Source organism: Limnohabitans sp. 2KL-17 (assembly GCF_003063415.1).
Classification (GTDB): Bacteria; Pseudomonadota; Gammaproteobacteria; order Burkholderiales; family Burkholderiaceae_C; genus Limnohabitans_A.
In genome coordinates, this window is sequence record NZ_NESK01000008.1 from 85,998 (window position 1) to 98,940 (window position 12,943).

The window sequence follows — 12,943 nt, forward strand, 5'->3', positions numbered from 1 at the left end:
AAATTCAGAAAAAAATCACGCCCTTACAGAATGCGGCGTTGCCGTAACCCGAGCCCTCTCCGCTTTGCACGATCAGGCTGGCCCCTTTGATTTTCTCGTAAAAAGCAAAGCGTTCCACCGGCTCGACTTGTTCGGCCAGAAAGCCCTCGGCCACTACCAAATCGACAACCGCCTGTTGGGCGGGGGTTCGAAAATCCGGGGCGCTGTGGCTGGCGTGCATAAAGGCCGCAGGCTGGTCCACGTCGGTCGCCAACGGAAACACCGACAACACCGCGCGGCTAACCCGCTCCAGGCTGTTGCCGGGCAGGCGCACCACGGGCTTGCCGTGGCGCAAAAAGTCGGCCGTGAAGTTGGCATCCACCACGGCCACCCATTCGCCGTGGCCCATGGCGCACAGGTGCATCAACAGTTCGGGCGTGAGCAGCGGATCGATGCCTTTCAGCATGTGGCGGCCTCTTGGGCTGCATCTTGGTCTGAATTGGAACGCAGGCTCGCCGGATCAATCGCGCCGGTGATCAGGCCCACGATTTGCTCAGGGCTGGTTTCACGGGTCAAACGGCTGCAGATGATGCGGCCTTGACGGAACACCCAGATGCGGTCCACCAGCTCAAACACTTGGCGCAGGTTGTGGCTGATGATGATGAGCGGGATGCCCTGCCTCTTCAAACCCTTGATGATTTCTTCGACCCGGGCGGTTTCCTGCACGCCCAAGGCGGCGGTGGGTTCGTCCAGGATGATGAGTTTTTTGGCGAATCCGGCAGCGCGGGCGATCGCCACGCACTGGCGCTGGCCGCCCGACATGCCGCGCAGGCTCTCGGACATGTCCTGGATCTTCACGCCAGTGGTGGCCAGCATGCTCGCCGACTTGTCGCGCATGGCTTTGTGGTTGAGGATGGACAGCGGGCCCAGGTTCAGGCGGGTGATCTCGCGGCCCAAAAAAATGTTGGCTGGCACATCCAGATCCTCGGCCAGCGCCAGCGTCTGGTACACGGTCTCGATGCCCTGCTCGCGGGCGTCCAGCGGTGATTCAAAGTTGACCTTTTGGCCCTCCAGCAAGATGTCGCCGGCATTGGGCTGTTCGGCCCCAGTGATCAGGCGCACGAAGGTGCTTTTGCCCGCCCCGTTGTCGCCCACGATGGCAGCATGTTCGCCAGGCAAGAGGCGAAATTGCGCATCGGTGAGGGCTTTGACCCCGCCGTAATGCTTGGTCAGTTGCTGGATTTCGAGAACAGGTGTGGCTGTCGACATGGCGGCTACTTTCACAGTGAATGGTTGCAAGCATCGCGGATTTCAAGATTTACCGCATTAGTAAAACTACTAGGTTTACTTAGTCGGCTTTATCGTTTCCAATCCGTTCGCGGTCAAGAAAAAGCGCTTTCTGGCCGGACCCACCCCCAACAAAGGAGATACAACCATGATCACGAAACGCACAATCGGCCGCCTGGCCTTGGCCGCCACCGTCGCAGCCACACTGATGGCTTGCGGCAAAAAGGAAGAAGCCAAACCAGCCACCGCACCTGCCGCAACCGAATTGACGATTGCTTACATCACCAACGGCAATACCAACGAAGGCTGGACCCTGATCAATGGCGGCGCCAAAAAGGCTGGCTCCGTGCCGGGCGTCAAATTCATCGAATTGGCCGCTGAAAAAGGTGAGTTGTCCAAACAACTGGCCATCGTGGAGGACATGATCACCCGCAAGGTCGGCGCGATTGCCATCGCCCCAGTGGACTCTGCAGGCATTGCCCCCGCTGTGAACAAAGCATTGGCGGCAGGCATTCCCGTGATCGCAGTGGACACCGGCATCACCGGTGCCAACATCACGTCTTACGTCGCTACCGACAACATCAAGGCCGCCAATGTGCAGGGCAAATGGGCTGCAGAACAAATCAAGGACGGCGACACGGTGATTTATGTCACGGGTGACCTGGGTCAATCGACTGGCCAGGAGCGCAAGAAAGGCTTCGTAGATGCCTTGAATGAAGGCCGTAAGAACGTGAAAATTGTCGAAGTGGCCACCACTTGGGACCAGACCATGGCCCAAAACGGTGTGGAAGCCGCACTGCGCGCCAACCCCAAAGCCAAGGTGATCGCCTGTGCATGGGACGGCGGCGCTCTGGGTGCCAAGGCCGCACTGATGGCCGCTGGCAAGAAGCCCGGCAACGTGATGATTGCTGGCTTTGACGGCTCGCCTGGTGGCCTGGACATGATGAAAGACGGCTGGCAACAAGCCAACGCTGCGCAAATGTTGGCCAAGATCGGCCAAGTGGGCGTGGAAACCGCCATTGCTGCGGCCCAAGGCAAAAAGGTTGAAGCCCGTATCGACACCGGCTCCTTCCTGGTGCTGCCGGAAAACGTGGACAAGTTCGCCACCGACTCCGGCGTAGGCCAGTTCATGAAAGTCAAGGCTAAATAAGTCAAGGCCTCGACAGGGCCCACCCGGACCTGCGGGTCCGGGTTTATTTTTGAAACATCGAGAAATTTATGAAATCCATCACCCGACAAGAGTGGTACGGCGCTTTGGTAGCGGTGCTCGTGCTGGGCGTTTTGCTCAGCGTGGCCTCGCCCTACTTTTTGACCACCGGCAACCTGTCCAACATCTTGGTTCAGGCCTCGGTGATTGCCTTGCTCGCGGGTGGACAGACCTTTGTGATCCTGACCGGCGGCGTCGATCTGGCCGTAGGCGCGCTGACCGCGCTGGCGGGTGCCGTGGCCGGTCACATGATGATCAAGTTGGGCATAAACCCTTATTTGGCCATGCTCGTGGCAATGGCCATTGGCGCGGCGGTGGGCGTGTTCAACGGTTACCTGGTGGCCTTTGTCGGTATCCCGGCGTTCATCGTCACACTGGGTGGCCTGACGCTCTGGCGCGGTCTGGCTTTTGACCTGACCGGCGGTTTTGACAACGCGGGCTTGCCCGATCCCCTGCCCTTCATCGGCTATGGCGATGTGCTGGGTGTGCCGATGCCCACCCTGATCACGGGCGTCTTTTTTGTCGTGATGGCCTTCATTTTGTCGAGCACCAAAATCGGCCGCTACGTCTACGCCATGGGCTCCAACGAAATGGGGGCTCGCCAGGTCGGCATCAACATCCGCTGGTACAAGCTAGGTGTGTATGTGATTTCGGGCCTGTGCTGCGCACTGGCGGCCATCGTGCTCATGGCACGCATGGACTCTTCAAGCGGCAAGATGGCGCAAATGTTTGAGTTGGACGCGATCGCGGCCGTGATTTTGGGTGGCACCTCGCTTTTCGGTGGGCGCGGCAGCATCTGGGGCAGCTTGCTGGGCGCGGTGCTCATCACCATGATCCGCAACGGCATGAACCTGATGGAAGTCTCGCAGTTCAAACAAATGATGGCCATCGGTGCTGTAGTCATCGTAGCGGTGTGGATCGACGTGGTGCGCCGCAAGCACCTGCTCAAAAAATAAGCGCCCGCCTCGTCATCATTGGATTTTTTCGTTCGTCTTTAAACCCAGTGGCCTGAACCTCCAGGCGACACCCCGGCTTCTCCTGATGTCCATGTCCACTCCGATTTTTGTTTTAGGCGAAGCTCTGATGGACTGCATAGCCCAGCCCGATGGACGGCTGTTGCCATGCATGGGGGGCAGCCCCTTCAACATGGCCCGCGCTGCCGCCCTGCAAGGTGCCAAGGTGGCTTACCTCAACCCCCTGTCGTCCGACCTGTTCGGCCAAGGCTTGGCCCAATTGATGCAAAAAGACGGCGTGCAGATGCCTGGCGGCACCAGCCGCTTACCGACTTCACTGGCTGTTGTGCAAGTGACGAAGGGTCAGCCAAGCTACAGTTTTTACCGCGAAGGCATCGCCGACCGGGATTACTCGGAGGACGGTGTCTTGGCTTTGCTGCGCCAGCAAAAAACGCCGGGCATTCTGCACACGGGCTCCTTGCTGCTGATCCCGCCGGAGCACAGCAAAGTGGTGGCTATTTTGAAGTCAGCACGCAATCTGGGCTGGACCATCAGCGTGGACATCAATTTGCGGCCCAAAGTTGCGCCTGACTTGGCGGAGTATGTCAAGGCCCTGCACGAGGTGATCCCCCTGACCGACTGGCTGAAAGCCAGCGACGAAGACCTGGAAACCATGGGTTTGAAAGGCGTCGCGATCGGCGAATCAGCCCGCCTGGTGCATGAGTTGCGCGAACTGCGCGAGTTGCATGCAGGTGTGGCACCGAATGCCTTGAGCCGCGTGGCCCTGACCTTTGGCGACGAAGGCGCTTATTTGGACATCGAAGGCCAGACCCACAGCCTGCCCGTGCCGAACATCAGCGTAGCCGATACCGTGGGCGCAGGCGACACCTTCTGGGGCAGCGCCTTGGCCGACTGGGCTATGCGGCCCAATGTGGCCTTGGAGCGCGTGGCCATGACACTGGACCACGCCATGAAAGCCGCAGCCATCAACTGCACCCGCCAGGGCTGCCAGCCGCCAACAAGGGCCGAAGTTCTGGCGTTTTAATCGGTGCTTCTGTTTCCTCAACCGTAACGCCCGCTGGCCTAAGGGCGGCTTTTCTGAAGGGTCTCACCCTTGGTGCCGAATGTGTGCCGGGGCAATCCCGTGCGTTATGCCTTGACACAAGGCCGCTCGCAGGGTCTGCGTCAGCCGGCCTGACGCGCTTTCCAGGCGCCGAACAGGGCAATCAGCCCCGGCACCAGAATCAGTGCCCAGATGATCTTGCTCAAATGTGTCTGCACAAAAGGCAAGTTGCCAAAGAGGTAACCTGCCAGCGTCAGCCCGACCACCCAAATGACGCCGCCCACCACGTTGAAAAAGGTGAATTTGCTGCGGGTCATCTCGGCCACGCCAGCCACAAAGGGCACAAAAGTCCGGACAAAAGGCATGAAGCGGGCCAGGATGATGGTGATGCCACCATATTTTTCGTAAAAAGCATTGGCTTGCAGAAAAGCTTGCCGGTTGAAAAACCGGGAGTCCTCCCACTTGAAGACCTTGGGGCCAAAGTAACGGCCGATCGTGTAATTGGTCTGGTCCCCCAAAATGGCGGCCACCAGCAGCAAGCCCATCACCAGGGGCAAGCTCATCAAGTCGGCCCCACACATGGCGCCCACAATGAACAGCAACGAATCACCAGGCAAAAACGGCATGACCACCAGCCCAGTTTCCACAAAGATGATGAGGAACAGCAAGGCATAGACCCAGGCGCCGTGTTGGGCCACAAAAGCCTCCAGATAACGGTCGACATGGAGGATGAAGTCAATAAGTTGCAAAAGAATGTCCATGTGCCGATTATCCCCATCACTGCCAGACGATCAGGACGGGTGGCGCATCCGCAGCCCATGCGCAAGCTCACCCCGGGATTTGACCTGCACAAGCCCTAAAATCAGGCAGTGACTTCTCAACACACCCCGGCGATCGCGCGCCGCCCTATTCGCGAACTTCCCGATGAACTGATCAGCCAGATCGCTGCTGGCGAGGTGGTCGAACGACCCGCCTCGGTTGTGCGCGAACTGGTGGACAACGCCATGGACGCGGGTGCTCAAAGCATTACCCTGCGCCTGATAGGTGGCGGCACCCGGCTGATTTCGGTAGAAGACGATGGCAGTGGTATCGCCCCGGACGAGCTGTCCGTGGCCCTGAAACGCCACGCCACCAGCAAGATCGGCAACTTGGATGAGCTGGAATCGGTGATGACCATGGGCTTTCGGGGTGAAGCGCTGGCCGCCATCAATTCAGTGTCCGAACTGGTCCTGGTGTCGCGCATGGACGGTCAACCCACCGCCTTCGCGCTGGATGGCCGCACGGGTGAAATCAGCCCTGCTGCCCGCTCCGTGGGCACCACGGTGGAGGTCAAGGAGCTGTTTTTCTCGACCCCCGCCCGCCGCAAATTTTTAAAAAGCGACGGCACCGAGCTGGCGCACTGCATCGAGGCCATGCGCCGACACGCGCTGGCGCGTCCCGATGTGGGTTTTGCCATCTGGCACGAAGGCAAGCTGGTCGAGCAATGGCGCGTCCACCCTGGTGCTGCCGGGCTGGCGCAGCGCCTGGCCGATGTGCTGGGCGAAGAGTTTGTGGCGCAGTCCATACCGATCGAATACCACGCAGGCCCGCTCAAAGTGATTGGCCGCGCAGGCCTGCCTGATGCCGCCCGCTCACGCCCCGATCACCAGTTTGCCTACGTGAACGGTCGCTTTGTGCGCGACAAAGTCGTCATGCACGGCGCACGCAGCGCCTACGAAGACGTGCTGCACGGCCAAAAGCAACCGGCTTATGCGCTGTTCATGCAAATCGACCCGACCTTGGTCGATGTGAACGTGCACCCCACCAAGGTCGAGGTGCGGTTTCGCGACAGCCGAGCCGTGCACCAAGCGGTGAAGCACGCGCTGGAAAACGCCCTGGCAGCGCCGCGCTCGCAAAACCTGGCCGATGCCCCCTCCGATACAGACAGCGACTTTGAACTGAAAACAGTGCCTGCGCCCAAGGCTGTCCCCGAATCGGCGGCCTGGACGCAAGGCGGCATGGCCTTCGAGAGGCCCAGCCCATCCAGCTTCAACGCCCCCGCCTACAAACCGGCCGATTTTGTGCGTCCGCGTGTGGAGGGCGATCGCGCCATGGCCGACCTGAAGGCGCTTTGGAACCCGACCGAGCGCAGCGAAGGCCTCAGCGCCCAAGAGGTACGCCCTGCCGAGTGGCTGTCTCCGCTTGCGGCCAAAGACCGCTCTGAAACCGCCCTACCAGGTGCATTGCAAGAACTCAGATCCCCCACCGAAGTGGCCTTCGAGCGTGACGCCTCAGACAACCCCTGGCCGCTGGGACGCGCCATTGCGCAGTTGCACGGCGTCTACATCCTGGCCGAAAACAAACAAGGTCTGGTGGTGGTGGACATGCACGCCGCACACGAGCGCATCGTGTACGAGCGCCTGAAAAACCAGCTCAACAATGCCGATGGCGAAGGCCCCCGCATCAGCAGCCAGCCGCTGCTGATTCCGGCCACCTTTGCCGCCAACCCCACCGAAGTGGCCACCGCCGAAGCCTGCGCCGAAGCGCTGGAACAATTGGGCCTTGAAATCTCGCCCCTGTCGGCCAAAACCCTGGCCGTTCGCGCCGTGCCCACCAGCCTGGCGCAAGGCGATGCGGTCGAGTTGGCCCGCAGTGTGTTGGCCGAACTGGCCCAGCACGATGCCAGCACGGTGGTACAACGCGCGCAAAACACCATTTTGGCGACCATGGCCTGTCACGGCGCGGTGCGTGCCAACCGCCGCCTGACGCTTGACGAGATGAACGCCTTGCTGCGCCAGATGGAAGAGACCGAACGCTCCGACCAATGCAACCACGGCCGCCCCACCTGGCGGCAAATGAGCATGCGGGATCTGGATGCGCTGTTTTTGCGGGGCCGGTGATGACGGGCATGTCCCCCAAACTGATCGTTCTCATCCTGGCCCTGTTGCTCGGCCTGCAACCCGTCACCACCGACCTTTATCTGCCCGCCCTGCCCGCCATCACCGAAGGCTTTGGGGCCAGCATGGGCCAGGCCCAACTCACCCTGACGGCCCTGCTGCTGGCGTTTGGCTTGTCGCAACTGGTGTGGGGCCCTTTGTCTGACCGGTTTGGCCGACGGCCCATTTTGTTGTGGGGCATGGCCGCCTACACCCTCGCCTCGGTGGCCAGCGCCTTTGCCCCCGACATGGCCTGGCTGATTGCGGGCCGCACCGTGCAAGGCATCGCCATGGGCGCGGGCGTCATGGCCGCACGCGCGGTGGTTCGAGACCTGTATGCACCTGCGCAAGGGGCCAACGTGATGTCGCAAGGCCTGACCGGTCTGGGCATCATCGCTTGCACCTGCGCACCGCTGGGCGGGCTGTTGACCGACTGGCTGGGCTGGCGCTTTGCAGTCCTCATGCTGGCCTTGTTTGGTGCAGGCACTCTCGCCTTGCTGGCCTGGCGCTTTGAAGAAACCCTGGCCCGACCCGACCCCCATGCCTTGAAGGCTGGGCCGCTTTTGCGTGCCAACATCGAGATCCTGCGCAACCCGGTGTTCCTCACCTGGTGCGCCTTGTCTTCGGGCTCTTACCTGGGCTTGTTCACCTTTTTGGCCAGCTCATCCTTTGTTTTCGTCAGCGCAATGGGCTACAGCAAAACGGCTTATGGCTTTCTCATGCTGAGCATGTCGCTGTCCTATATTTTGGGCACTTTCTGGTGCCGCTGGATGCTGCGTCGCACCAGCGTTCACCGAACCGTGGGCGTCGCAGCGGTTCTGACGATCACGGGCGGCGTCAGCATGGCCGCGTTGGCGTATGCCGGTCAGGGCCAGGACTGGTATGGCGCCTGGGCCGTGATGGGCCCGATGTACATCTTCATGGTGGGGCATGGCGTACACCAGCCTTGCGGCCAGAGCGGCGCGGTCGCACCCTTCCCGCACCGGGCCGGCACGGCTTCGGCATTGAATGGCTTTTTGATGATGCTGGGGGCTTTCTTCATGGGAACTTGGCTGGGCAACCGCATGGACCAACCGGTATTTGCCCTGGCCCATGGTTTGTTGCTGTGGGCGTTGGTCATCGCTGTTTTGGCGTGGACGCTGGTGCAGCGGCAAGGTCGCCCACAAATCATTGCGGCCACAGCCTGACATGCCACGCGCCACCGATGCCACCTTCGCCATAGACGCCATCGCCATCGTCGGGCCGACCGCCAGCGGCAAAACCGCAGCAGCCATGGCTTTGGCCAATGCCCTGCAAGCCCCCGGACAAGCGCACATCGGGGCAGAGATCATCAGCATGGATTCGGCCCTCGTTTACCAGGGCATGGACATCGGCACCGCCAAACCGAGCCCCGAAGAACTGGCCGCCGTGCCACACCACCTGATCAGCACCCTTGACCCCTTGCAAAGCTACAGTGCGGCCGAATTCGCCCGCGATGCCACGCAACGGATCCAAGACATACAAGCACGCGGCAAGATGCCCTTGCTGGTGGGTGGCACGATGCTCTACCTCAAAGCCCTGCTGGAGGGGCTGAATGACATCCCGGCCGCCAACCCGCAAGTGCGTGCCGAGATTCAGCTGCAAGCTGCCAGCCTCGGCTGGCCTGCGATGCACGCCTTGTTGGCGCAAGTGGATCCTGGCACTGCCGCCCGCCTGGCCCCGGCCGACAGCCAGCGCATTGGCCGTGCGCTGGAAGTGTGGACTGCCACCGGGCAGACCTTGACGTCTTTCCACCAAAGTGCCAAAGCATCGACCCCCGACTGGCACATCCCGGTGATCAGCCTAGAGCCTGACCACCGCGCCTGGTTGCACCAACGCATCGCCCAGCGCTTTGACCACATGCTGGCTGCAGGCTTCATGGATGAAGTGCGGCGCCTGCGCGCTCGGGGCGACCTGAACCCCGACCTGCCCTCGATGCGCTGCGTGGGTTATCGGCAAGCCTGGCAAGGGCTCGACGAAGGCTGGTCGCAAGCCGAGATCCGAGAACGCGGCATTTTCGCCACCCGGCAACTGGCCAAGCGACAAATCACCTGGCTGCGCAGCATGCCCTCGCGGGTGGTGGTACAAGCCGATGGCCCGCAGGATCCGTCTGAGCGCGTCACGGCGCTGGCTGCAGAATGGGTGAGCTTTAAAGTCTAGACATGCGTTTTTTATTCCTTGTTTTGTGGGGGTGGAGCCTGCTGGCCTGGTCCGCAGAGCCCTTCACACCCTTGCGGCTTGAGCCCCAGCCCCTTCAGATACGCAACGCCGGTGCGCCCGACGTGGCACTGCTTTGCCCACGCAAAGGCCCGAGCAGCGTCCGCCCCTTAGCCCCACCGCCAGAGCCGACCCAAATCCCTGACGAAGACGAGGTGGCGTCTGCTCTGCAAGATGCGCCTGTCGCGAGCGGCTTACAGCCTGTACGCCCTGTGCCTGCCTGGCCGTCCAACCCAGCACGCGGTTGGCGCATTGCGGTATGGGGTGACAGCCACATGGCGGCGGCCTTTTTCAGCGACCAACTGCAGCGCAAGCTGGCGCCTGCCGATGCGCCCGTGAGCAGCCGCTTTATCCATGCCGGGGTGGGCCATGGTGGCGTGCGCGGGCTGGTGCGCAAGACCTGCCTGTCGGGTGAATGGGCCCGCGAGATGGCTTATGCCCATGCCGATGCGGCCAGTGCCCCCGGCCCGGGCATGACCAGCTTGGTGGCCAAGCGGCCCGGGGCCACGCTGGCGCTGGACCTGCGCGATGCCCAGGGCCAAGCCCGCCACACCAGCCTGCAAGTGCTCTACCACGGCGAAGGCGCGGGCAACACGCAGTTGGCCATCAGCGTGGATGGCGAAGCAGAGACGCTGGTCAGTCTGGACCCACAAGTCGGGCCGGGCGCCTTGGCGCTGCAAACCACTGCCCCGCTGTCCACCTTGAAAATTCGTGTGGTGGAGGGAGCCTTCCGTTTTCAGGGCATCAAACTGAGCGAAACCCCGGCGCCTGCCACCCTGCACATGGACCTGTTCGCCTACCCGGGCGCCACCGCCGCGGGATGGGTGCGCAGCGATCTGAGCTACCTAGCCTCATGGTTCACCGACCAAAGCTATGACTTGGCCCTGATCGCCTTTGGCACCAACGAGGGCAATGACCCGCGCTTCAATGAAACCGCTTACCGAGACACGCTCACGCGGGCTTTGGGCCAGTTCAGGCAGGTCTTTCCGCAAACGCAGTGTGTGCTGATCGGCCCGGGCGATCGGGGGGTTCGCGTGGTCAAGTCCAAGGCCGCCAAAACCAGCAAAAAACAAGCGGCTCAAAGCAAGCGTTCTGCCAAGGCAACCTCTTCGGCCAAGCTGCTGAAATACGCACACATCCATGCGCAAATCGGGCAGATTCAGGCCGAGGTGGCCGCTTTGCACGCTTGCTCGGCCTGGAGCATGCAAACGGCCATGGGCGGTGTGGGCAGCGCTTACCCCTGGGCCCGTAAAAATCCACCGCTGATGGCCCCTGACCTGCTCCATTTCACGCCGGCTGGTTACCGCGAATTGGCCAACATCTTTCTGGCCGACTTTGGCCTGAATCCCCCATGAGCGCACTTGCACGCTTGCCGGGCCTGGACGGGCTGCGCGGTGTGGCTGTGCTGGCCGTGATCGGCTACCACCTGAACCTGGGGCACTTTTTACCTGCCGGTTTTCTGGGGGTGGACATTTTCTTCACCGTGTCGGGTTTCATCATCACGGCGCTTTTGTTGCAAGAGCATGCCCAGACTGGGCGCATTGATTTCACGGCGTTTTACGTGCGCCGAGCACGCCGCCTCTTTCCGGTGGCACTTGCCATGCTGCTGGTGTTGGTGGCGCTGTCTCCCCTGCTGCTGCCCACCGCTCTGCCGCGCCTGCGCGAAGACCTGCCTGCAGCTTTCCTGTATGCGTCCAACTGGTGGCAGATCGTGGCCCAGCAGTCGTATTTCGAGGCCATTGAACACCCCCGGCTGTTGCAACACCTGTGGTCTCTGGCCATCGAGGAGCAGTATTACGTGTTGTGGCCGCTGGCCGTGCTGTGGCTTTTGAACCAGGCCAGCCGGCAAGGTCTGGGCGTGGCAGCGGGCCTGATCGCCATCGCCAGCACAGGCTGGATGGCCTGGCTTTATGTCACGCAGATCGATGGCGGTGACCCCAGCCGTGTTTACCTGGGCACCGACACCCATTTGATGGGGCTGCTGTCCGGCTCTGCCCTGGCAGCCTGGTGGAACCCCTGGAAAGCGCGCATGGCCAACAGCGCCAGCGACGGCCTGCTCAACCTGGCAGGCATTGCCGCGTTGGCTGCGCTGGTGGGGGGCATGGCCACCGTGCACGAGGGCATGCCCTGGCTTTACCAGGGTGGCTTTTTGCTGGTGGCCGTGCTCAGTTGCCTGGTGATCAGCGCTGCCACGCGAGAAGGCACCTGGGTGGCGTCACTGCTCTCTGCACGGCCCATGCGCTGGCTTGGCGCCCGGTCTTATTCGCTTTACCTGTGGCACTGGCCCGTGGTGGTCTGGCTGCGCCCCTCTGCACAGGCCGATGTCCTGGAACTGACATGGGTCACCGCCGTGCGGCTCTTGCTCACGCTGGCCTGCGCCGAAGCCTCCTACAGGTGGGTCGAAACGCGCTGGGTCAACGGCTTCGCAGCCATGCCCTGGCGGCGTGGGTCGGCCTTGGGGGCTGCAGCCCTGGTGATGGTCAATGCCGGGGTCTTGGGCTTCATGCCGAACACCACGGCACAACACCAGGACATGGTGGCACCCTTGGCCCAAGACAAGCCCTCACCCAGCAAAAGCCCCCCCGCATCCTCGGCTTCGGCAAACAAGCCCCAAGCCACGCCTTCAACCCCTTTGCACGGGAACCGGGCACAGATGGGAGAAGCCACCTACCATCGGGTCACGCTATTGGGAGACTCGGTTTTGCTGGGTGCAAGCCCGTACCTGCAGCGCCGACTGCCATTTGCATCCGTTGAAGCCAAAGTGGGCCGACAAGGCAGTGAGGGCATCAAACTCGTGCAGAGCCTGCGCGAGCAACATCAACTCGGCGACGCGGCCGTGATCCATCTGGGCACCAACGGCTATCTGGCCGAAAGGCAATTTCGGGTCTTGCTGGAACAACTGGGCGATCGCAAGACCGTGGTGGTGGTCAATGTGTACGGCGCACGGCGTTGGATCGGCTCGAACAACGAGACGATCGCCAGGGTCACCCAAGACTTTGACAATGTGCGGCTGGTGGACTGGCATACCATCGGACAAGCCAACCCAGACTTTTTTGTGCAAGACGGCATCCACCTGTCCGGCACGGGCATCCATGCGTATTACAACCAGATTCGTCTGGCTTTGGGCCTGCCTGAAGTCACACTCGGCGGCCCAACGCGAAAGCCCTTGAAACGGCCCCAAAGACCCCAAGCCGAGACCCCACACCAGGGCTTGTCAGCGCCAGCTTCAACGCCCTCCATCGATGCACCCGCCATCAGCCAGCTGCAGCGCAGCAGCGCTGTGTCCACGCCTGCAAGTGATTAA

The 12,943-nt window shown here is 61.8% G+C and carries 11 protein-coding genes; 8 read left to right on the plus strand and 3 right to left on the minus strand.

Annotated elements, in window-relative coordinates; genetic code table 11:
* Positions 1–4: 4 nt before the first annotated feature.
* Positions 5–445 carry an RbsD/FucU family protein gene (locus B9Z45_RS05430; RefSeq protein ID WP_108406213.1) on the minus strand — a complete coding sequence of 147 codons (441 nt, stop codon included), beginning with the start codon at positions 443–445 and terminating at the stop codon, positions 5–7.
* Entirely contained in the window at positions 439–1,248 is an 810-nt protein-coding gene (locus B9Z45_RS05435) for an ATP-binding cassette domain-containing protein (RefSeq protein WP_233252085.1), read from the minus strand. Before B9Z45_RS05435 ends, B9Z45_RS05430 begins: the two co-directional genes overlap by 7 nt.
* A 166-nt stretch (positions 1,249–1,414) precedes the next feature.
* On the opposite strand from B9Z45_RS05435, the gene B9Z45_RS05440 reads away from it, so the two are divergent.
* From B9Z45_RS05440 to B9Z45_RS05450, 3 genes are all read left to right on the plus strand, one after another.
* Entirely contained in the window at positions 1,415–2,416 is a 1,002-nt protein-coding gene (locus tag B9Z45_RS05440) for a sugar ABC transporter substrate-binding protein (protein ID WP_108406215.1), read from the plus strand.
* Between the two features lie 68 nt (positions 2,417–2,484).
* The gene (locus tag B9Z45_RS05445) at positions 2,485–3,429 is read left to right on the plus strand and encodes an ABC transporter permease (protein ID WP_108406216.1); all 945 of its coding nucleotides are present in this window, start codon (positions 2,485–2,487) and stop codon (positions 3,427–3,429) included.
* 91 nt (positions 3,430–3,520) lie between these two features.
* Positions 3,521–4,471, plus strand: coding sequence for a PfkB family carbohydrate kinase (locus B9Z45_RS05450; RefSeq protein ID WP_158270382.1), 951 nt, complete (start codon positions 3,521–3,523; stop codon positions 4,469–4,471).
* 140 nt (positions 4,472–4,611) lie between these two features.
* Here the strand turns inward: B9Z45_RS05450 and B9Z45_RS05455 are convergent, their stop codons facing one another.
* Positions 4,612–5,250 carry a DedA family protein gene (locus B9Z45_RS05455; RefSeq protein ID WP_108406218.1) on the minus strand — a complete coding sequence of 213 codons (639 nt, stop codon included), beginning with the start codon at positions 5,248–5,250 and terminating at the stop codon, positions 4,612–4,614.
* 108 nt (positions 5,251–5,358) lie between these two features.
* Between B9Z45_RS05455 and mutL the strand changes: the two genes are divergently transcribed.
* From mutL to B9Z45_RS05480, 5 genes are read left to right on the plus strand one after another with little or no spacing between them, the layout of a single operon-like run.
* Positions 5,359–7,368 (plus strand): DNA mismatch repair endonuclease MutL, encoded by a 2,010-nt coding sequence (mutL, locus tag B9Z45_RS05460; RefSeq protein WP_108406219.1) that lies wholly within the window; start codon positions 5,359–5,361, stop codon positions 7,366–7,368.
* A gap of 8 nt (positions 7,369–7,376) precedes the next feature.
* On the plus strand, positions 7,377–8,591 hold the full coding sequence (locus B9Z45_RS05465; protein WP_108406255.1) for a multidrug effflux MFS transporter: 1,215 nt from the start codon (positions 7,377–7,379) through the stop codon (positions 8,589–8,591).
* A gap of 1 nt (position 8,592) precedes the next feature.
* Positions 8,593–9,582 carry a tRNA (adenosine(37)-N6)-dimethylallyltransferase MiaA gene (miaA, locus tag B9Z45_RS05470; protein WP_108406220.1) on the plus strand — a complete coding sequence of 330 codons (990 nt, stop codon included), beginning with the start codon at positions 8,593–8,595 and terminating at the stop codon, positions 9,580–9,582.
* Positions 9,583–9,584: 2 nt separating this feature from the next.
* Positions 9,585–10,994 carry a hypothetical protein gene (locus tag B9Z45_RS05475; RefSeq protein WP_108406221.1) on the plus strand — a complete coding sequence of 470 codons (1,410 nt, stop codon included), beginning with the start codon at positions 9,585–9,587 and terminating at the stop codon, positions 10,992–10,994.
* Positions 10,991–12,943 carry an acyltransferase family protein gene (locus B9Z45_RS05480; RefSeq protein ID WP_108406222.1) on the plus strand — a complete coding sequence of 651 codons (1,953 nt, stop codon included), beginning with the start codon at positions 10,991–10,993 and terminating at the stop codon, positions 12,941–12,943. The genes B9Z45_RS05475 and B9Z45_RS05480 overlap by 4 nt, the downstream gene beginning before the upstream one ends.

Bases quoted from the DNA above. Each gene is read 5' to 3' on its own strand.
- miaA (WP_108406220.1), top strand. From the start codon at position 8,593: ATGCCACGCGCCACCGATGCCACCTTCGCCATAGACGCCATCGCCATC.
- B9Z45_RS05430 (WP_108406213.1), bottom strand. From the start codon at position 445: ATGCTGAAAGGCATCGATCCGCTGCTCACGCCCGAACTGTTGATGCAC.
- B9Z45_RS05450 (WP_158270382.1), top strand. From the start codon at position 3,521: ATGTCCACTCCGATTTTTGTTTTAGGCGAAGCTCTGATGGACTGCATA.
- B9Z45_RS05440 (WP_108406215.1), top strand. From the start codon at position 1,415: ATGATCACGAAACGCACAATCGGCCGCCTGGCCTTGGCCGCCACCGTC.
- B9Z45_RS05480 (WP_108406222.1), top strand. From the start codon at position 10,991: ATGAGCGCACTTGCACGCTTGCCGGGCCTGGACGGGCTGCGCGGTGTG.
- B9Z45_RS05465 (WP_108406255.1), top strand. From the start codon at position 7,377: ATGTCCCCCAAACTGATCGTTCTCATCCTGGCCCTGTTGCTCGGCCTG.
- B9Z45_RS05445 (WP_108406216.1), top strand. From the start codon at position 2,485: ATGAAATCCATCACCCGACAAGAGTGGTACGGCGCTTTGGTAGCGGTG.
- B9Z45_RS05455 (WP_108406218.1), bottom strand. From the start codon at position 5,250: ATGGACATTCTTTTGCAACTTATTGACTTCATCCTCCATGTCGACCGT.
- B9Z45_RS05435 (WP_233252085.1), bottom strand. From the start codon at position 1,248: ATGTCGACAGCCACACCTGTTCTCGAAATCCAGCAACTGACCAAGCAT.
- B9Z45_RS05475 (WP_108406221.1), top strand. From the start codon at position 9,585: ATGCGTTTTTTATTCCTTGTTTTGTGGGGGTGGAGCCTGCTGGCCTGG.